This is a genomic window from Natronorubrum amylolyticum (genome assembly GCF_052040145.1).
In the GTDB taxonomy this organism is placed as follows: domain Archaea; phylum Halobacteriota; class Halobacteria; order Halobacteriales; family Natrialbaceae; genus Natronorubrum.
Window position 1 is genome coordinate 647,407 of sequence record NZ_JBPPFW010000001.1, and the last position, 17,578, is coordinate 664,984.

Consider the following 17,578-nt stretch of genomic DNA (forward strand, 5'->3'; position numbering starts at 1 on the left):
GTTCGGCCATCTCACTTATCAGGGTTCGCGCCCGACTTGCCAGCGACCCGCCGCTCTGCGAGTCGACCGTTCACGTACCCGCCGAACGCTGCACCGCTCGCGGGGCAACTCCACAGATGGTAGATCAAACCGACCCAGCCGCGACCGACCGCGCAGATTCCGACGGTGACGACAGCCGTCCCGAGTCGACCTTCGAGACGGCCCGCCGGACGATCCGCCGCGTCCTCGAGACGCTCCGAGGGTCGGAGATCGATGTCTTCAACTACGACCCCGCAGTCCACGGCCCGCTGCTCGAGTTCGACGGGATCAACGGTCTCGAGGAAGTCGAACGCTACTGGGTGAATGCCCCCTTCTCGTTCGTCACGATCGGTCACGATCCGGAGACGAACCAGTATCGGTACCACTCCGTCGAGCCGACGCTCCGCGAGGACGAGCGGGTGTTACTCGAGACGCTGTTCGAGGATATTCGCGATCCCCTCCTGTACCGCGAGGACGACGGCACCGACGTCGAGGCGCTCCTGCGCGAGACGGTTCACGACTACCTCGAGCGCTACGGCGCGGACGTCGAGATGGCGACGTTCTACCGCCTCTTTTATTATGTGCACCGGAACTTCCGGGGCTACGGCCGCCTCGATCCGATCATGCACGATCCGCACGTCGAGGACATCTCCTGTGACGGCTACGAGCTGCCGATTTTCGTCTACCACGACGAGTACACCGACATCGAGACGAACGTCTCCTTCGCGAAAGACGACCTCGACGGCTTCGTCGTCCGACTCGCCCAGCACTCGGGCCGGCACATCTCCATCGGCGACCCGATGGTCGAGACGACCCTGCCAGACGGCTCGCGCGCGGAACTCGCCCTCGGCGAGGAGGTGACCCCGCGCGGCTCCGCCTTTACCATCCGCAAGTACGCCGACGAGCCGTTTACGCCCGTCGACCTGCTCGAGTACGGCACGTTCAGCGTCGAGCAGATGGCTTACCTCTGGCTGGCGATCGAGCACAACAAGAGCCTCGTCTTCGCGGGCGGCACCGCGTCGGGAAAGACGACCAGCATGAACGCGATTTCGATGTTCATCCCGCCGCGCGCGAAGGTGTTGACCATCGAGGACACCCGCGAGCTGCAGCTGTACCACGACAACTGGCTCTCCTCGGTCACCCGCGAGCGCATCCACGAGGGGACGGACGTCACGATGTACGACCTGCTGCGCTCCGCGCTGCGCCACCGCCCCGAGTACATCGTCGTCGGCGAGGTCCGCGGCGAGGAGGCCATGACGCTCTTTCAGGCGATGAACACCGGCCACACGACCTACTCGACGATGCACGCTGACTCGGTCCAGACGGCGATCAATCGCTTAGAGAACGAGCCCATCAACGTCCCTCGGCCGATGGTCCAGAGTCTGGACATTCTCTCGGTCCAGACGCTCACGCGACTCGAGGACGGCCGCGTCCGGCGGAACAAGGTGCTCGCCGAAATCGAGGGCATCGACCAGCGCACGGGCGAACTCGACTACTCGACGGCCTTTACCTGGGATGGCGACACCGACAGCTTCCGATCCAGCGGGAGCCAAGTGCTCGAGGCCGTTCGCGACGACCGGGGCTGGAGTCAGGCGGAGCTGCTGGCCGAACTCGAGAACCGCGAGCGCTTTCTCGAGTACCTGCAGCGAAACGACATTGCCGACTACCGGCGCTTTACCGCGCTGGTCAACGAGTACTACGCGGATTCGGATGGCATCCTCGAGACGATCGCGGCCGCCAACGACGACGTTACCCACTCGACTGGCGGTGGTGACATGAGGGTCTCGTTTACCGAGGGTGACGTGGACGACATGGACGACATCGAGACCGATGCGAACGACACCGAGGACGGTACAAGCAAGAACGAGGGCACGGGCGAGAACGAGCGTCGCAACGGCCGCGAGCACACGCACGTGGATGGGGACGATCACCACTAATACCCATCATGTCCCTCTCGAACTTCCTCCCGCTGTTCGTCGCCGTGCTCTGTTGTTCGCCCGTAGTGGTCGCCAGATATTCGAGTCGAGTCGATCGCGTCCTCATCCGCACATCGATTCGGCTTTTCGGCGACTACGTCGACGAGTTCCGCAGCGAACATCCCGGGAGGCAGTCGGCGCTCCGGGCCGCGCAGTTTCCGGTAACGTACCGCGAGTACGGTGCGACGACCCTGCTGTACACCGGGCTGTTCGCGATCCTCGGCTCGGTGCTCGGAATCTACGTCATCTGGGGCGTGCTGCTCGTGCTCTCGATCGATCCCGCGACGTTGCGCGAGGCGTTACCGGGTGCCCTCGAGTTCCTCGCGAATCTCGGCGGCGTTCCGGCGCTGGCACCCCTCGAACTGTTCGGCCTGCTGTTCACCTCGTGTCTCACCCTCGGAGCGATCACGGGCGGCGGCGCGTACTGGCTGCGCTGGTGGTATCCCGGCTACGTCGCCGACAACCGCGCCCGACGGATCGAAGCAGCGCTCCCCTCGACGGTCGCGTTCGTCTACGCGCTCTCGCGGAGCGGGATGGCGTTCCCGAAGGTGATTCGGATCGTCGCCGCACAAGAAGACACCTACGGCGAGGCCGCCGCGGAGTTCGAGGTCGCGGTGCGCAACATGGACACCTTCGGAATGGACGTCGTCACGGCGCTGCAGACGATGGGGCGGCGGTCCCCGAGTCCGCAGTTCGCCGAGTTCTCGCAGAACCTCGTCAGCGTCCTCCAGAGCGGGCACAGCCTCTCGGCGTTTCTCGAGCGTCAGTATCACGACTACCAGGAGGAAGCCGAATCCCAGCAGGAGCGAACCCTCGACCTGCTGGCGACGCTCGCCGAGGCCTACGTGACGGTGCTCGTCGCCGGGCCCCTCTTTCTCATCACGATCCTCGTCGTCATCGGCATCGCCGTCGGCGACACGCTCGATCCGCTGCAGGCGCTCGTCTACCTGATCCTCCCCTTCGGGAATCTCGCGTTCATGATCTACCTGAGCGTCGTGACGGACAAGATCACGCCCGGAACGGCGGCCGAGGGGTCGACGGACACCGCTGACGGCATCTCCGGCGCGGATGCGGCTACTCGCACCCCCCTCGCCGACGGTGGTGAGCCGAGCGCTGCGGTCGCTGCCCCTGACTCGAGAGCGCACCCGAACGTCGAGCGCGTTCGCTACTACCGACGGATCGAGGGACTCCGCGAACGATTCGGCAACCCGACGCGGGCGCTCCTCGAGCGCCCGTCCCTGTCGCTGGCGATCACCGTGCCGATCGCCCTCGCGGGAATCGGCTGGCAGCTTCCGGGAGCGCTCGAGGGGAGTTTCGACGTCGCCGCGATCGACGACGCCGTCGCGCTCGGGCTGTTGCTCGTCGTCTCGGTGTTCGCGATCTGTCACGAGGGCCACCGGCGTCGGATCGATGCCATCGAGGCGGCGATCCCCGACCTGCTCGATCGACTCGCGAGCGTCAACGAGGCGGGGATGCCGCTGGTCTCCGCGTTCGACCACGTCCGCGGCTCGGATCTCGGCCCGCTCGGCGTCGAACTCGATCGCGTCTGGGCCGACGTCCAGTGGGGGGCCGACTTACAGACCGCCCTCGGCCGCTTCGAGACGCGAGTCCGCACGCGGTCGACCTCCCGGGTCGTCACCCTGCTCACCGAGGCGATGAACGCCAGCGGAACTCTCTCGACCGTCCTCCGGATCGCGGCGCGACAGGCCGCGGCCGACCGCCGCCTCGAGCGCGAGCGCCGGGAGCGGATGATCGAGTACCTGATCGTCGTCTACGTCTCGTTTCTCGTCTTCCTGTTCATCATCACCGTGCTCGCGGCGTACCTCCTACCGAATCTGCCGACGGGAGGCGCCGATATCGCGACCGATACCGGTGGCAGTGCCGCCGTCGACGGACTCGGTGGCTTCTCGGAGGGCGAGGGTCTGGCTTACGGCACGCTGTTCTACCACGCGACGCTCATCCAGGGGCTGCTCTCCGGACTGATCGCCGGTCAGTTGAGCACGGGTGACGTTCGCGGCGGCGCGAAACACGCGGCCGTCATGATCGGGCTGACGATCCTCCTCTTCGCGATTATCGTCTGAGCCGGTTGCGAACGCTTTTTGCACGTTCCCCGAGGAGAGCCGACGATGGCCGACCAGCAGGATCGACCCGACGCGCGCGACGTGAACCGACGGGTCGCCGTCCGCGACACCTACGACCGGATCGCCACGCACTTCGCCTCGACCAGGGAGTACGCCTGGCCCGAAGTCGAGGCGTTCGTCGAGACGCACGCGGACGGGACGTACGCGGTCTCGCGCGAGGACGCCGTCGGACTCGATCTCGGCTGCGGCAACTGCCGCCACGCCGAACTGTTGGCCCCCCACTGCGAGCGCGTCGTTGGACTCGACGTCAGCCGCGGGCTGCTCGAGACGGGCCGCGAGCGCGCGCTCGAGCGCGGATTCGACGTCGCGCTCTGTCAGGGGGACGCCGCACGGCTGCCGATTTCGTCCGACGCCGTCGATATCGCCGTCTACGTCGCGACGCTTCATCACCTCCCGACCCAGCGAGCGCGTCGGGACAGCCTCGACGAACTCGCGCGCGTGCTCGCCCCCGACGGCCGCGCGGTCGTCAGCGCGTGGTCGACCGCCCACGAGACGTTCGACGAAACCGAGGGCTTCGATACGACCGTTGACTGGACGCTGCCGGGCGGAGAGACCGTCGACCGATTCTACCACATCTACGCCCCCGACGAGTTCGAGGCCGAACTCGCGGCGAGCGCGCTCGAGGTGGTCGACTGGGAGGTCTCGAGCGGGAACTGCTACGCGACGGTAGCCGGGTCGAACGAGTGAGCTTGCTCCGGTGCCGTGAGGGACGGGGAGAAGTGGCCGACTCGAGCGGGTTGACCGAAAACGGAAGGCCCTTAAACACCGAGGAAGAATCGGAGAATGCGCGCGGGTGGTCTAGTGGCAGGACCTGAGCCTTCCAAGCTCATGGCCCGGGTTCAAGTCCCGGTCCGCGCACTTCTGTCGCGAGCAAACTCGCGAGCGACAGCAATCGTATGAGGGACTTGAAGTAGAGAAGTCGCAGCGCGTGAGCGAAGCGAACGCGACCGTCTTCGCGTGGTTCAAGTCCCGGTCCGCGCATACGCAACTCCGTTGTACCTTGCACTTTTCGTGGACTAAATTTCAAGTACGACGAGACAACGAATGACGGTTAGTCGCTCGAGTCCGTTTCGATACGCCGTAACTGCTCGGCGTCGGTGAAGACGTATTTACCGATCAGCAGGCTGCTAGTCATACTCGTCAGCCCGCCGGCAGCGAAGATCATCGCCATGATGACGAACTGGTAGAGCGCCGCGTAGATGGGATTCTCGCCAGCGAGAATCATCCCGGCCATAATTCCCGGAATCCAGACCCACCCCAGGCTTTTCAGCGAGTCGATGACCGGGATGAGTGACGCTTGGACGCCAGTCTCGACGTGACGAGAGATGACGGCGGTCGGCGGCGCTCCGAGCGCCAGTCCGGCCTCGATCTCGGCCCGGTTCGACGCGATCTCGCTCTTGAACCGATCCAGCGCCAGCGAGTTGATCTGCATCGCGTTCGCGATGATCATACTCCCGACTGGGACCAGATTCCGAACGGTCGCCTCGATCGCGCCAGCGAGCGTCATCGTGACGATCACCAATCCGGAGCCGAAGACGATCGCGAAGAACGAAACCCGGACCACACCTGGCAGCCCTTCGCCTCGATTCTTCGAGATCCACGTCGCCCCGATCATCATACACAGCAGGATGACGCCGCTCCAGACGAAATCCACCGTCAGCAGCACGCCGACGATCGACCCCATCGCGACGATCTGGATCAGTCCTCGGATGAGGGCGACGCCGAGTTCTCGTTCGAGTGTCAGCCCTCGAAGGTGGGAGATTCCGACGACGAGCGCGGCGAGAACGGCCGCAACCGCGACCTGTGCGAGACCGGTGAGGAGAACGGGATCGGCGAACTGCTCGAGGAACTCCTCGAGTACGGTCTCCATCAGGCTAACACCTCCTCGACCGGTCCGAGTCGGTCGGTCTTCCCGTCCCGAAGTATCAGCACGCGATCACCGAGGCGCCGCGCCTGTTCCTCGTCGTGAGTGACCATCACGACGGTAAGATCGAGGTCGCGAATAAGATCATCGAGAAGCGCCTCGACGCGCTCTTCGGCGGCGGAATCGAGATGAGAGGTCGGTTCGTCGAGCAACAGCACGTCCGGCTCGTTCAACAGGGTCCGAGCGATCGCGACGCGCTGTTTCTCCCCACCGGAGAGTTCTTCGACGTCTCGGTCCTCGTAGCCGGCGAGTCCGAGGCGCTCGAGCAACTCCTCGAGGCGCGTCTCATCAACGGGTTCGTCTCGGAGTATCGGTCCGCGAGCGACGTTCTCGAAGACGGTCCCGGGAACGAGCGCGGGGTCCTGCGGAATCAAGCCGACGCGCCTGCGGAGTTCTCTCGGCGGGATCTCGCGGTAGTCTTCGCCGTCGAGACTCACGGTTCCGTCGGTGGGTTCGTCCAGTCGATTGAGGAGCCTGAGAAACGACGATTTGCCTGCCCCGGACGGACCGACGACGACGAGGACCTCCGATTCGGGGACTGAAACTGAAACGTCCTCGAGAATGCGATCCCCGTCGACGGTCCGCCCGAGAGTACGGGTCTCGAGTTTTTGGTTCGGCGTCATTATGGATATGGAGTACTGGTTGGTTCGAGACGGAAGTACGGGTGGTGCGCACACAGCGCTGGCGAAATCGGTTCTAACTCGGTTCGACGCCGTACGGAGGGTTCCGACGATTCACTCGGCGCTCTCGAGAACGGCCCGCTCGAGCGCCGCAACCCGTCGCGTGTCGTCGACCCAGAGGCCGTCGAACGCGCCGGGATCGGTTTCGGTCGCCAAGAGGGCGCTGTTCCAGAGTTCGTCGCCGTCGCCGTCGAAGACGAGAAACCAGCACGACCCGATCTCGTCGCCCGAGTCGGGGTGGACCGTGACGCCCGGGATCGACGGGTGGTCCCACTCGTCGTCAATGTAGACGTGGATCTCGAGGGCCGACTCGGCGGCGAGGCGATTGTATACCGGGACCATCTTCTCGAGTGCGTCAGCGCGCTGAAAGCCGACTCGGAGGGTGCCGCTGCCGACTCGCCACGCGCGATTTTCGATCTCGCGACTGACCGCGAGCAGCCGTCGGCGGTCGAGGTCGTGCCACACCGTCGACTCGAAGATATCGATCACGCGGCGGTAGGTCGTCTCGTCTAAGCGCTCGTCCCACGGGTCGTAGACCGGCGGCTCGAGGAACTCCCGGACGGCGTCGAGATCGACCGCCGCGACGAACGTTGCATCCTCGCGAACGACGAGGAAGGCCTGGCTAGCCGCCGTCACGCTCGGAAGGGGTCGGTGCTCGACGTCCTCGGCACCGATTTCCGCCTCGAGTCGGTCGACGATCGCCGGTCGCGGTGGCGGCGCGTAGACGACGATCGACCGATTCGAACGGGTGTATCGGTCGACGTAGGCGGAGAGTAACATCTGAGAGTTCGTGTGTCGGTAATCGTCGAGTGGGTTCCAGTATCACATACCGGTTTCGGCCTCGCAGGCGCGAGCGACTACGTCGCGAACCGGTTCGGGACAGGGGTCCAGCGAGAGGGTCTCCGCCTCCGCATCGTGTCGTACCACGCCGGTTTCGACGAGCCGCGGCACGTGGGTGTGTACGAGGTTCGAGTACTGGTTGGTCCGACACTGCGGTTCGACGATCCCGCCCTCCGTCGCGTAGATCCAACCGGTGACGACGTCGGCGATTTCCGACAACGAGGCCGTCTCGTGCTCGAGCAGGAAGTAACAGACGTACCGACGCGTCCGGTCTCGAAGCGCCAGAAACGCGTTGTCGAGCACGTCCGGGCTCGTTTCCGGCCCGGTCGACGGCGGCTGTAGGGGATCCATCCTCGCCGCTAGTAGTACCGATAGCGACGGGAGTCTTTCGCCTTCACTCGCCGGTCAGAACAGGCCGCTGCGTCGCGGCAATCGATCGAGCACCGACCGTCGGTTCGAACGGAGATCGAACGGTGGACGATTTGAACGGGAGGTAGTCGACTCGATTATCAGAACCCCCATCGGCTGAACCGTGCCGCGTCAGTCCTCGAGCGGCCGGTCGGAGGAGCGACCGTGTAAATCGACGGTCGCGGCGAAGACCGCGCCGAGGACGGTTCCGAACAGGAGGTGCCCGAGGAGACTCTCGATCGCGGCCGTCGGAAAGTCGCCGATCGCGCCGCCACCGCCCGCGGCGTCGGCCCAGACGGGGAGGACGAGGAGCGGGAGTATCGCCCAGAGGGCAAGTCCGAAGACGAACCCCGCGCCGACGATCCGGGCCATCGCGCCGACCCCGGAGACGGCGTCCGTTTCGACGTCCGTCAACAGGATTCCGAGGATCGGATCACGGGTGACGAGGAGGCCGAACACCAGTCCGAGACCGATTCCGTGAACAACGTGGACTCCCCAGCCGACGAGTCCGACGGGTTCGAGCCCGTAGATCGAGGGGATCGCGACCTCGACGATCGCGGGGTCGAGAACCCACATGAGGACCCCGAACGCGGCGGCACCGATCGCGCCGCCGAGTGCGCCACCGACCAACCAGCCGCTGGCCCCGCTAATACCAAATGCCGTCGCGTTATCGGACTCTGTACTCACACCCCCGGATACCACGAGCGTCTGGAAAAGGGTTCGACTGGCAACTACAACCTCCGGGGCACCACCTCGATCACGGCCGGGGAATTCGGGTGGTTCGAGGCGACGACCGCGAGTGCAACGCCGAGGCCGACCGCTCGAGTATCGGGACGACAGTCGCTCGAACGCGGGTCAATACCCCCGATCTTAGTGTGTTGCGCGCGAACGGTCACAGTGTGGAGTACGAACTACTCGGTTGGCCGCCCGACGGTCCCAAACTTCGGCTCGACTACGAGCGCTTCAGCTACGCTGGGAAGTTCGTCATGACGAACACCGGGAAGGCCGTGGCTTGGGATCCGAACGCCGCTCTCGACGAAACCGCAACGGCTGCCGAAATCGACGGCTCCGTCGTCGACACGCCGATCGTCGCGGCCGTCGCGTTTAACGAGGACCGCACCGACGAACGGACCCTCTGGCTGCGCTACGTGACCGTCGAGCGCAACCGGCGCGGCGAGGGGATCGGTCCGGAACTCCTCGCGCTCGTCCGCGACCGTGCGCTCGAGCGCGGCTACGAGCGACTCCGGATCGCGGTCAACAACCCCTTCGCATACGAGGCGCTCTACCGAACCGGGTTCGCGTACACGGGAAAGACGACCGGTATCGCTGAACTGGTCCTCGAGTATCCCATCCCGAGCGACGAATCGAGCGAGTTCGAACGGTATCAGGCCGGTCTCGAGGAGTTCCGAAACCGCGATCTGAGTGACGCCGAAGGGCAGTTCCTCGAGTCTCGGCGTGACAGTGAGCCACCCGGCCTCGAGTCCCGCGGCTAAGCGCGGTTCGATCGGTCGTCGGCGCGCGTCGGCGCGGCGAGCGAGGAGCGAGACGCGCCGAAACTCGCGAGGGATGAGCGAACGGCCCGCGGCCGTGAGCGAGTCGGTTGGGGAGGACGTGGCACTCACCGTTGCCACGATCGCTGTCTCCGGGCGGCACCCTTCCGCCAGGTCGGTCTCGAGGAGCGACGACTGGAAGCCAATGATACAAATCCCAGTCCGCCCAAGGAACCGCTAATGGGAAACGCTGCACTTCGGGATATCGCCGTCATCGAGGAAATCCCCTTCGACGATATCGAGGGTGTCGTCGCCGTCGACGCGCACAACTGGCTCTACCGATACCTGACGACGACCGTCAAGTGGACCAACAGCGGGAAGTACACGACCGCAGACGGCACCGAGGTCGCCAACCTCATCGGCATCGTCCAGGGCCTGCCCAAGTTCTTCGAGAACGATATCGTCCCGGTGATGGTGTTCGACGGCGGTCCCTCGGAGCTCAAAGACGACGAGATCGAGTCGCGTCGCGAACAACGCCGAACGTACGAAGAGCAACTCGAGACCGCCCGCGAGGAGGGCGACCAGGTTGCGATCGCCCAACTCGAGTCCCGCACCCAACGGCTGACGCCGACGATTCAGGAGACCAGTCGCGAACTCCTTCGACTGCTCGACGTCCCGATCGTCGAAGCCCCTGCGGAGGGCGAGGCGCAAGCGGCGCACATGGTCAAACGTGGCGACGCTGACTACGTCGGTTCGGAGGACTACGACGCCCTGCTCTTCGGCTCGCCGCTCACGTTGCGTCAACTCACGAGCAAGGGCGATCCGGAACTGATGGATCTCGAGGCCACGCTCGCCCACCACGAGCTGACCCTCGAGCAGCTCATCGATGCAGCGATCCTCATCGGGACGGACTTCAACGAGGGCGTCTCGGGGATCGGTCCCAAGACGGCGATCAAGGCGATCACCGAGCACGGGGATCTCTGGAGCGTCCTCGAGGCCCGCGGAGCACACGTCGAATACGGCGACCGCGTCCGCCAGCTGTTTCGCGACCCGAACGTGACCGACGACTACGAGTTCGAGACGTCGCTCGATCCGGACCTCGAGGCCGCGAGGGCCTACGTCTGCGAGGAGTGGGCGGTCGACGCCGACGAGGTTGCACGCGGGTTCGAGCGGATCGAGGAGGGAGTCACGCAGACGGGGCTGGACCGCTGGACGTGATCCGACATCGGTTCGGCTCGAGCAAAAAACGGTCCGAAGATGACCGTCCGCGAACCGCGTTGCTACGTGTCTTCGGCGAGGTAATCCCGAACCCGACGGGCCTGCGGGTAGGTGAACGTGACCGTTCCGTGTAACACCGACGGTGTCGACAGCGGTTCGACCGGGGCAAACTGCTGGTACCGCGATCCCTCGGGGAAGTCGAACTCGACTGCCTCGACCTCGGCCTCGTACAGTTCGCTGACGAACGGCAGCGGGAACTCGAGGAGTTCGCTGATCTGCGCCCGTCCACCCGCCGGCTCCGGGAGCTGGCGGTGGGCGTAGTAGTGGAGGTGGCCGGTGAGCGTGTCGATCTGATCGTCACCGACGGTGGCTTCGGCTTCGATGACGGGGTCGCCGTCGACGGACAGCGTCGAGACCAACTCGCCGTCGTCCTCCTCCCACGCACACGTGCCGGCCTGCGTCGGAATCCCGCTACGCTCTCGGGTGTACGCCTGCATCTGCGGCGAATCGTTCCAGTACCCGACCCAGAAGCGGCCGGGGACCGGCATCTCTCCCTGTGCTTCGCTGATCGCGGTGCTGTCGCGATCCGCTATCTCGACCGTCAGGTAGGTCAGCGTGTACGGCTCGAGGTGGCTCGTCTGGGTCGTCGACGGCACCCGGTACATGTTCATCTGGACGAGGTTGTTCGGGTGGCGCTCGAGTCCGGGCGGCAGAACGGAGTCGAGCACCTCGGGGTCGGCCTCGTAGCCGATGATGAGCATTCGCGCGTTCTTGATTAACTGCGGCGACGGAACGGCAGTTCCGGGCGGCATGCCGGCGTACGTCTCGGGGTCGAATCGATTGTCGGTCATGAATATCGATCGGGAGTCACTTGTTCGCCTCGACGCCGACGTCCTCGGGTGCGAGGACGTCGGGAAGCGGGTCATCTCGGACGCCGCGAATATCCTCGAGCACCGGCTTCAGATAGGCGCGGAACAGTTCGGGTCGCTCGCTCATCGGGAAGTGGCCGGTGGCTTTCATCTCGTGAGCCGTCGCCCCCTCGCCGATCGCGTCGGCGGCTTCTCGGGCGTCGTCGGGGTTCGTCAGGTAATCGTACTCGCCGTTGAGCAGGTACATGCGAACCTGCTCGGCGTCGATATCGTCGGCGGAATCACTGTAGTCGTGATCCGCGGAGTAGTAGTGGAGATCCCCCTTGAGGACGCCGTTGGCGCCCTGCTCGTACAGATAGAGCGTTTCTCGCCGAGCCCACTCCGGGCCGTGGGGCGCCATCAGTCCCCACGTCGCGTGCGAGTTGACGTCGTTCGCATTGACGTGTGGGTGGTCGAGCCACTGGATGTAGAATCCGGGCGTAAACAGCCCAACCTCGAGCCCGATGAGGGCCCGGAACCGCTCCGGATACCAGTCCCCGAGTTCGAGCGTGATCGTTCCGCCCATACTCGACCCGATGAACACGGGGTCCTCGAGGTCGAGCGCGTCGGCGATAGAGACGATCGTCTCCGCGAATCGCTCGCCGGTGAGATCGTACTGCTCGGTCCACCACGATTCGCCCGACGGTGGAACCGATTTTCCGTGTCGCGGTAAGTCGTAGGCGATCACGCGGAACTGTTCAGTGATCTCGTCGTCGTTCAACACGTGCCGCCACTGTTGATTGTTACACCCAGCCGTGTGCTGACAGAGCAGGGGAATCCCGTCTTCGGGCCCGGCCGCCTCGTAGTAAATACGGTGATCTACACCCTCGAGATCGACGGTGACGTACTGTCCGTCGATCGGTTCGTCCGTCGCCTCAGCGGGGCGATTGGTGCCTTCCGTCCGCGGCTCTTCGCCGTTGTGAGCCGTCCGCATCAAATCCAGCGCGCGCTGGAACGGCCGGAAGTTCTGAAAGATGGCTTTGTGATTCCCGACGAGGTCGAAGTACCCCTCCTCGCCCTTGACCGCGGTCCGGTAGAAGGAGGCGAACACCTCGTTGTGGTGTGGCTGTGGCACCTCGCTGACGAACTCCTCCCACGCCTCGCGCGGACCAACGACGCCGAACGACCACGCGTCGTCCAGCCCCGGCGTTCGAACGTCCTGGACTTCTCCACTCTGCATCTCGACGAGGAAGTGCTCCTCGCCGATGCCGATCAAAAAATCGTCGTCGAATGCGTCCCGGCCGTGCAGTTTCATCTCCGGATCGGCGTTGACGACGGTCCGGTACTCGTTCCACCATTCCTCGCTAGCTAGTGTTTCGGTTGTCATTCGTGTACTCCCCCTACGCCGGTACCGTCAGTTGCTCCCGCGGCCAGCGTCAGGGATGGTAACTACCCACATGGGGCCTGATAAACCCACAGTCCGGTATCGAACCCGATCAAATCGAACGGCCCGCGGCGCGATTAGAACAGGTGCTTCTCTTCGTCGAGCAGTTTCGCGGGCCCGCCGACGTTCCAGACGGTGGTCGAGACGCCGCAGTCCGAGATTTCCTCTTCGACGCGCTCTGCGTGCTCGTCGGTGGTGTTGACGTAGACGCTGGCGCCGGTGTCCGTCGAGAAGTAGACCGGGATATCCTCTTCCTCGCGGAGCTGACGGACGCGGTTGAAGATTTCGAGGGTCGCGGGCTGCCAGTAGACCCAGCCCGAGGGACCGGTCATCGTGGTCGCGGCGAGCGAGAGCGAGTCGTGTTCGGCCATCTCGAAGGCGTTCTCGAAGTCGTTGTTCCGGAGGTAATCGCGCATTTTGGCGATCTGGCCGTGAATGTGGGCGTTGCGGGCCTGGAACATGTGGCTGTCTGCGGCCTCGTTGTGGGCGTCTTCGGTCTCCTTGTGGTACGGAACGAGTCCCACGATGATCTTGAGGTTCTCGTGGAGATCCGTCGGAATCCGTCGGGAGCGACAGTCTTCGTCGTTCATCCCCGTGTGAAGCTGGGAGAACGCGCCGGTGACGGCGCGCGCGGCCGAGGCCGACCCGACGCGGGCGATGGTCGAAATCTCCTGGCGCGAGGCGTCGAGTTCGGCCGCTTCGGCGAGTGCCATCGCGGCGGCCGCGAAACCGGAAGACGAGGAGCCGAGACCGACGTTAGAGGGGAAACTGTTCTCGCTCTCGAGGCGGACCGGGTAGACGGTGTGGGCGGCGTCGGACTTCGAGCGAGCCTTCTCGACGACGGCTTCGACCCGTTCGGCGGCCCGGCCGTCGAGTTCCTCGCCGTCGACGACGAACGTGTCCTCGTCGTAGTCCATCGAGAACTCGACCGTCGTGCGCGTGTGGCTCGGGGCCGTACAGAGGCTGATGCTGTCGTGGTACGGAAGCCGCTCGATATCGTCGCGCATTCCGTGATACTTGACCAACCCCTGAATCGGGTGGGCCATGGCGGTGGCTTTCATACCCAGATACGCGGATGACGCCCGCTTAAAGTTCACGGCATCCGATCGATCACCGACAGATCGGGACGGCTGCGTTATCGGGTGCGCTCCGCGACGGACCGACGCCACGCTTCGAGTCTCTCGAGATCCGCCTCGAGCGCCTCGAGTCGGGCATCGACGTCGTCCGGCACCGACTCGTCGAGCGCCTCGAGATCCTCGCTCACGTCGCCGATCCGTGTCGACAGTTCGGACCGGAGCAACACTACTTCGCGCTCGAGTCTCGCTTTGAGGTCGTCGATTCGCTTCGATTGCTCGTCCGTTCGCGCGTCGAGAGCCGCTTCGTGGGCCTCGAGACGCGTCTCGAGTTCGTCTTTCGTCGCCTCGAGGTCGGTCCGGAGGCCGCTCACCTCGGAGCGGCGATCGACCTGCTGGGAATCGAGAGCCGCGAGCCGACGGGAAACCTCCTCGAGTCGGGGCTCGAGCGTCGACTCGAGGCGACCGCGGAGGACGTCGTCGGTCGCTCTCAGGTCCTCGATATCCGACCGTACCGCCTCGAGTTCGTCCCTCGTGGCCTCGAGGTCGGCGTGCAGCTCCGCGAGTGTGGTGTCGACGGCTTCGTCGTGTACGCTCCCGTCGGTACCGACGCCGTCAGTCTCGCTCCCGTCGTCAGCGGAATCCGTGTCGTCGAACGCGAGTGCGCGACGAAGCGCCGCTCGATCGGCGTCGGTTCCCGCCCGGAGTTCTGACAGTAGCGGCTCGAGTACGTCACCGCCATTCGGATTCGGTGGTTCGTCCGGCGGCATAGAATCGTTCTCTGATGGCATCGTCGTTGGGTCGGTCGCTCACGGATCACTGCACGGCCCGGTGACGGACCGGTATCGAGTCCATCGGTGTCAGTGTAACGCCTACAGCTGTTACTTGAAACAGTCACTGAATAGTAATAATACTGGTTATCTCTCGGAATACGCACCTATCGAGTCGAGTGGCGGGGAGGACACCCACGGACGACCGGGGAAGCCATCAAGAGAATTGGTACCGATGAGTTCGTATGGACGTTGGGCTCACCGTCGGAGACTCGCTCGAGCGACTGGAGGCGACGATCGACGGATTCGATTTCGCCGAGCTATCGATCGGCGAAGGAACCGATACCGACGAAATCGAGACGGACCGACTCGAGGATGCACTGTTAGCCGCCGACGCGGACCTCTGCGTCCACCTCCCCTACCAGCAAGTTGTCGTGACGCCGGTTCCCGAGATCAACGACGCGATCGTCGACTATCTGACCCGACTCCTCTCGTGGGCCGGGTCGGTCGGTGCCGAAAAGGCAGTCCTTCACGGAACCGCTCGAAACCCACACGATACCGATCTTCGACCGGTCTTCGCCGAGCAGTTGCGCGCCGTCGGGACGGCTGCAGCTGACGCCGGCGTCGAACTCGTCCTCGAGAACGTCGGCCATCAGAAGCGCGGGTTGCCGCTGACAGTCCTCGGCGATCTCGCTCGCGAGACGGAAACGGCCGTCTGTTTCGACGTGGGACACGCGTACATGGAAGACGGCGACGACGGCGTCGATCGATTCCTCTCGCAGTACGGCGATCTCGTCTCGCACCTGCACGTCCACGACGCTCGAAGCCGCGGCGACACGCACCTCCCGATCGGCGCCGGCGAGATCGATTACGACATCGTCGCGACGCATCTCGAGGGGGTCGACGGAACCGTGGCGGTCGAGGTCTTCACCGATGACGTCCCGTTACTGTGCGACAGCGCACGGCGCGTAACGGACGTGTTGGAGACCGATTCGTGACCACGGCCGGTCGAGCCCGTCAGTCCACATCTCGATGCAATACCGACGTGAACTATTGGTTCTCCGACCGTCTGCTCCGATATGACGACACACGTTCTGGTCCCACTCGACGGGTCGGATCTCGCATGGCAGGCGCTGGAATACACACTCGAGTGGTACGACAGCGAGCACGTGTCCGTGCTGTACGTCGTCGATCCAGCCGACGGTATCTACACGGGGCCCGAAGCTGCTCACTACGAAGGAGGGTCGTTCGATCGGGCGCTCGAGCGTGGTGAAGCCGTCTGTGACCGGGCCCGGAACCGCTTCGAGGAGCACGACGAGACTACTGAAACCGGCCTCGGGACGGCAGTCGAGACTGGACAGCCGGCGCGAACGATCGTCCGGTACGCCGAGGAACACGACGCCGATCAGATCGTCATGGGAAGCCACGGCCGAGGCGGCGTGTCGCGACTCCTGCTCGGGAGCGTCGCGGAGACGGTTACTCGTCGAGCGTCGGTTCCGGTCACGATCGTCCGATAACGGCGGTGGTTACCCGTGTCTGCAGGAACGCGCTGTTCGGTTCGCGATCGAACTCGTGACGAGTGCGTGGACTCCGCGTGGAGAACACACCGCTAGCCGAGACAACGGTGAGAGGGGTGAAGACCGATCGCCGAGAGCGAGGAGGAGAGTTGTATTTGAACGGTGCGTTTCGCTGAACGGTCGCCAGCATTGCCTAATAGTCTTTTGAGACGCCGCGGGGAAGGAACGATCGATGTCTCGTCAACTACTCGTTCCGGTCGACGGATCGCCGATGTCCAGACGCGCACTCGAGTACGCGCTCGAGGAGTATCCCGATGCACCGATCGTCGCGATTCACGTGCTCGATCCGATGGATCCAGGGTACAGTTCGGCGATCGATGTCGACGTTCGGAATGAACCGCCACGCGGCTCCGACGAGTGGTACGAGCGAGCGCGCGAGGAAGAGGAGCGAATCTTCGACGAGGTTCGCGAGCTGGCCGCCGAGTACGACGCGGAGGTGTCGACCGAGACCGCGAGCGGCGAACCCGCGCGCGAGATCGTCGATTACGCCGACGAAAACGAGATCGGCGGCATCGTCATCGGTAGCCACGGCAGAACGGGTCCGACCCGACTGTTGCTCGGGAGCGTCGCCGAAATGGTCGTCCGTCGATCGCCGGTCACCGTCACCGTCGTGCGCGACGAGTCCGCTCGATAGTCGTCGAATCAGGGACAGGGTCACCGAACGACGGTGACCGGAACGTCCGCGCGTCTGACGACGAGTTCCGCGGTACTTCCGAGCCGTAGTTGGGGGACGCTGCTCCGTCCGCGGTTCCCCATGACGATCCCATCGAAATCGCCGTCCGCGGCGTAGGCGACGATCGTCTGTGCCGGCGAGCCGAACGCGGTGTCGGTTTCGACCGCGGTAGTCCCTTCGTCGGTCCCAGCGCGCGCGTCGTCGAACAGTTCGGTCGCTTCGGACCGCTGTTCGTCGAGCCAGGCTTCGGACAACGGCGGCAGTTGGTCCTCCGCGTTGGGTTTCAGTTCGAACGGGTCGATCGCGTGAAAGAGGACGATCCGCGCGTCCGGGAAGGTCTCGAGTGCGTACTGGAATGCCGTCTGTGCGTGCGCCGAGCCGTCGTGGGGGACGAGAATCGATCTGGACATCCTGATCGCTCGTAGTTGGTCGAAGAGCGTTGTAAACCCACGCGACGGAGTCCGACTTGCCGAGCGGGAACGTCTTGCTTCGGCGATC

At 64.6% G+C, this 17,578-nt stretch carries 18 protein-coding genes and 1 tRNA gene; 9 read left to right on the forward strand and 10 right to left on the reverse strand.

All coding sequences use genetic code 11. The annotated features are described in order from the left end of the window. Window positions 1-116: 116 nt before the first annotated feature. From ACSFDB_RS03240 to ACSFDB_RS03255, 4 genes are all read left to right on the forward strand, one after another. Window positions 117-1,955 (forward strand): type II/IV secretion system ATPase subunit, encoded by a 1,839-nt coding sequence (locus tag ACSFDB_RS03240; protein ID WP_440769600.1) that lies wholly within the window; start codon window positions 117-119, stop codon window positions 1,953-1,955. Between the two features lie 8 nt (window positions 1,956-1,963). Further along, window positions 1,964-4,075, forward strand: a complete 2,112-nt coding sequence (locus ACSFDB_RS03245) for a type II secretion system F family protein (RefSeq protein WP_440769601.1) — start codon at window positions 1,964-1,966, stop codon at window positions 4,073-4,075. 45 nt (window positions 4,076-4,120) lie between these two features. Beyond that, complete coding sequence (locus ACSFDB_RS03250) at window positions 4,121-4,822, forward strand: class I SAM-dependent methyltransferase (RefSeq protein WP_440769602.1); 702 nt, start codon at window positions 4,121-4,123, stop codon at window positions 4,820-4,822. Window positions 4,823-4,922: 100 nt separating this feature from the next. Continuing rightward, window positions 4,923-4,993, forward strand: a tRNA-Gly gene (locus ACSFDB_RS03255). Window positions 4,994-5,186: 193 nt separating this feature from the next. Here the strand turns inward: ACSFDB_RS03255 and ACSFDB_RS03260 are convergent. The 5 genes from ACSFDB_RS03260 to ACSFDB_RS03280 all read right to left on the reverse strand — a co-directional run bounded on the left by ACSFDB_RS03260 (window position 5,187) and on the right by ACSFDB_RS03280 (window position 8,674). Continuing rightward, window positions 5,187-6,005 (reverse strand): ABC transporter permease, encoded by an 819-nt coding sequence (locus ACSFDB_RS03260; protein WP_440765799.1) that lies wholly within the window; start codon window positions 6,003-6,005, stop codon window positions 5,187-5,189. Further along, window positions 6,005-6,682, reverse strand: coding sequence for an ABC transporter ATP-binding protein (locus ACSFDB_RS03265; RefSeq protein WP_440769603.1), 678 nt, complete (start codon window positions 6,680-6,682; stop codon window positions 6,005-6,007). The genes ACSFDB_RS03260 and ACSFDB_RS03265 overlap by 1 nt, the downstream gene beginning before the upstream one ends. 111 nt (window positions 6,683-6,793) lie before the next feature. Then, on the reverse strand, window positions 6,794-7,519 hold the full coding sequence (locus ACSFDB_RS03270) for a DICT sensory domain-containing protein (protein ID WP_440769604.1): 726 nt from the start codon (window positions 7,517-7,519) through the stop codon (window positions 6,794-6,796). 42 nt (window positions 7,520-7,561) lie between these two features. Then, window positions 7,562-7,930, reverse strand: coding sequence for a DUF7344 domain-containing protein (locus ACSFDB_RS03275; RefSeq protein WP_440769605.1), 369 nt, complete (start codon window positions 7,928-7,930; stop codon window positions 7,562-7,564). Between the two features lie 189 nt (window positions 7,931-8,119). After that, on the reverse strand, window positions 8,120-8,674 hold the full coding sequence (locus ACSFDB_RS03280) for a hypothetical protein (protein WP_440769606.1): 555 nt from the start codon (window positions 8,672-8,674) through the stop codon (window positions 8,120-8,122). A gap of 212 nt (window positions 8,675-8,886) precedes the next feature. Between ACSFDB_RS03280 and ACSFDB_RS03285 the strand changes: the two genes are divergently transcribed. Together ACSFDB_RS03285 and fen are read left to right on the forward strand one after the other, a co-directional pair. After that, the gene (locus ACSFDB_RS03285; RefSeq protein WP_440769607.1) at window positions 8,887-9,480 is read left to right on the forward strand and encodes a GNAT family N-acetyltransferase; all 594 of its coding nucleotides are present in this window, start codon (window positions 8,887-8,889) and stop codon (window positions 9,478-9,480) included. A 237-nt stretch (window positions 9,481-9,717) separates the two neighbouring features. After that, window positions 9,718-10,695 (forward strand): flap endonuclease-1, encoded by a 978-nt coding sequence (gene fen, locus ACSFDB_RS03290; protein WP_440769608.1) that lies wholly within the window; start codon window positions 9,718-9,720, stop codon window positions 10,693-10,695. Between the two features lie 62 nt (window positions 10,696-10,757). Here the strand turns inward: fen and ACSFDB_RS03295 are convergent, their stop codons facing one another. From ACSFDB_RS03295 to ACSFDB_RS03310, 4 genes are all read right to left on the reverse strand, one after another. Further along, window positions 10,758-11,546 carry an acetoacetate decarboxylase family protein gene (locus ACSFDB_RS03295; RefSeq protein WP_440769609.1) on the reverse strand — a complete coding sequence of 263 codons (789 nt, stop codon included), beginning with the start codon at window positions 11,544-11,546 and terminating at the stop codon, window positions 10,758-10,760. A 16-nt stretch (window positions 11,547-11,562) separates the two neighbouring features. Next, complete coding sequence (locus ACSFDB_RS03300; RefSeq protein ID WP_440769610.1) at window positions 11,563-12,930, reverse strand: alpha/beta fold hydrolase; 1,368 nt, start codon at window positions 12,928-12,930, stop codon at window positions 11,563-11,565. Between the two features lie 134 nt (window positions 12,931-13,064). Beyond that, window positions 13,065-14,048 carry a phosphomevalonate decarboxylase MvaD gene (mvaD, locus tag ACSFDB_RS03305; protein WP_440769611.1) on the reverse strand — a complete coding sequence of 328 codons (984 nt, stop codon included), beginning with the start codon at window positions 14,046-14,048 and terminating at the stop codon, window positions 13,065-13,067. 74 nt (window positions 14,049-14,122) lie between these two features. Continuing rightward, window positions 14,123-14,851 (reverse strand): hypothetical protein, encoded by a 729-nt coding sequence (locus ACSFDB_RS03310; protein ID WP_440769612.1) that lies wholly within the window; start codon window positions 14,849-14,851, stop codon window positions 14,123-14,125. Between the two features lie 224 nt (window positions 14,852-15,075). On the opposite strand from ACSFDB_RS03310, the gene ACSFDB_RS03315 reads away from it, so the two are divergent. The 3 genes from ACSFDB_RS03315 to ACSFDB_RS03325 all read left to right on the forward strand — a co-directional run bounded on the left by ACSFDB_RS03315 (window position 15,076) and on the right by ACSFDB_RS03325 (window position 17,041). Next, entirely contained in the window at window positions 15,076-15,828 is a 753-nt protein-coding gene (locus ACSFDB_RS03315) for a sugar phosphate isomerase/epimerase family protein (protein WP_440769613.1), read from the forward strand. Between the two features lie 81 nt (window positions 15,829-15,909). Continuing rightward, window positions 15,910-16,347, forward strand: a complete 438-nt coding sequence (locus tag ACSFDB_RS03320; protein WP_440769614.1) for a universal stress protein — start codon at window positions 15,910-15,912, stop codon at window positions 16,345-16,347. 232 nt (window positions 16,348-16,579) lie between these two features. Further along, window positions 16,580-17,041 (forward strand): universal stress protein, encoded by a 462-nt coding sequence (locus tag ACSFDB_RS03325; protein ID WP_440769615.1) that lies wholly within the window; start codon window positions 16,580-16,582, stop codon window positions 17,039-17,041. 20 nt (window positions 17,042-17,061) lie between these two features. Here ACSFDB_RS03325 and ACSFDB_RS03330 read toward each other — a convergent pair whose 3' ends face one another. After that, window positions 17,062-17,490, reverse strand: coding sequence for a universal stress protein (locus ACSFDB_RS03330; protein ID WP_440769616.1), 429 nt, complete (start codon window positions 17,488-17,490; stop codon window positions 17,062-17,064). Window positions 17,491-17,578: the final 88 nt, after the last annotated feature.

Bases quoted from the DNA above. Each gene is read 5' to 3' on its own strand.
- ACSFDB_RS03240 (WP_440769600.1), top strand. From the start codon at position 117: ATGGTAGATCAAACCGACCCAGCCGCGACCGACCGCGCAGATTCCGAC.
- ACSFDB_RS03245 (WP_440769601.1), top strand. From the start codon at position 1,964: ATGTCCCTCTCGAACTTCCTCCCGCTGTTCGTCGCCGTGCTCTGTTGT.
- ACSFDB_RS03250 (WP_440769602.1), top strand. From the start codon at position 4,121: ATGGCCGACCAGCAGGATCGACCCGACGCGCGCGACGTGAACCGACGG.
- ACSFDB_RS03260 (WP_440765799.1), bottom strand. From the start codon at position 6,005: ATGGAGACCGTACTCGAGGAGTTCCTCGAGCAGTTCGCCGATCCCGTT.
- ACSFDB_RS03265 (WP_440769603.1), bottom strand. From the start codon at position 6,682: ATGACGCCGAACCAAAAACTCGAGACCCGTACTCTCGGGCGGACCGTC.
- ACSFDB_RS03270 (WP_440769604.1), bottom strand. From the start codon at position 7,519: ATGTTACTCTCCGCCTACGTCGACCGATACACCCGTTCGAATCGGTCG.
- ACSFDB_RS03275 (WP_440769605.1), bottom strand. From the start codon at position 7,930: ATGGATCCCCTACAGCCGCCGTCGACCGGGCCGGAAACGAGCCCGGAC.
- fen (WP_440769608.1), top strand. From the start codon at position 9,718: ATGGGAAACGCTGCACTTCGGGATATCGCCGTCATCGAGGAAATCCCC.
- ACSFDB_RS03295 (WP_440769609.1), bottom strand. From the start codon at position 11,546: ATGACCGACAATCGATTCGACCCCGAGACGTACGCCGGCATGCCGCCC.
- ACSFDB_RS03300 (WP_440769610.1), bottom strand. From the start codon at position 12,930: ATGACAACCGAAACACTAGCTAGCGAGGAATGGTGGAACGAGTACCGG.
- mvaD (WP_440769611.1), bottom strand. From the start codon at position 14,048: ATGAAAGCCACCGCCATGGCCCACCCGATTCAGGGGTTGGTCAAGTAT.
- ACSFDB_RS03310 (WP_440769612.1), bottom strand. From the start codon at position 14,851: ATGCCATCAGAGAACGATTCTATGCCGCCGGACGAACCACCGAATCCG.
- ACSFDB_RS03315 (WP_440769613.1), top strand. From the start codon at position 15,076: ATGGACGTTGGGCTCACCGTCGGAGACTCGCTCGAGCGACTGGAGGCG.
- ACSFDB_RS03320 (WP_440769614.1), top strand. From the start codon at position 15,910: ATGACGACACACGTTCTGGTCCCACTCGACGGGTCGGATCTCGCATGG.
- ACSFDB_RS03325 (WP_440769615.1), top strand. From the start codon at position 16,580: ATGTCTCGTCAACTACTCGTTCCGGTCGACGGATCGCCGATGTCCAGA.
- ACSFDB_RS03330 (WP_440769616.1), bottom strand. From the start codon at position 17,490: ATGTCCAGATCGATTCTCGTCCCCCACGACGGCTCGGCGCACGCACAG.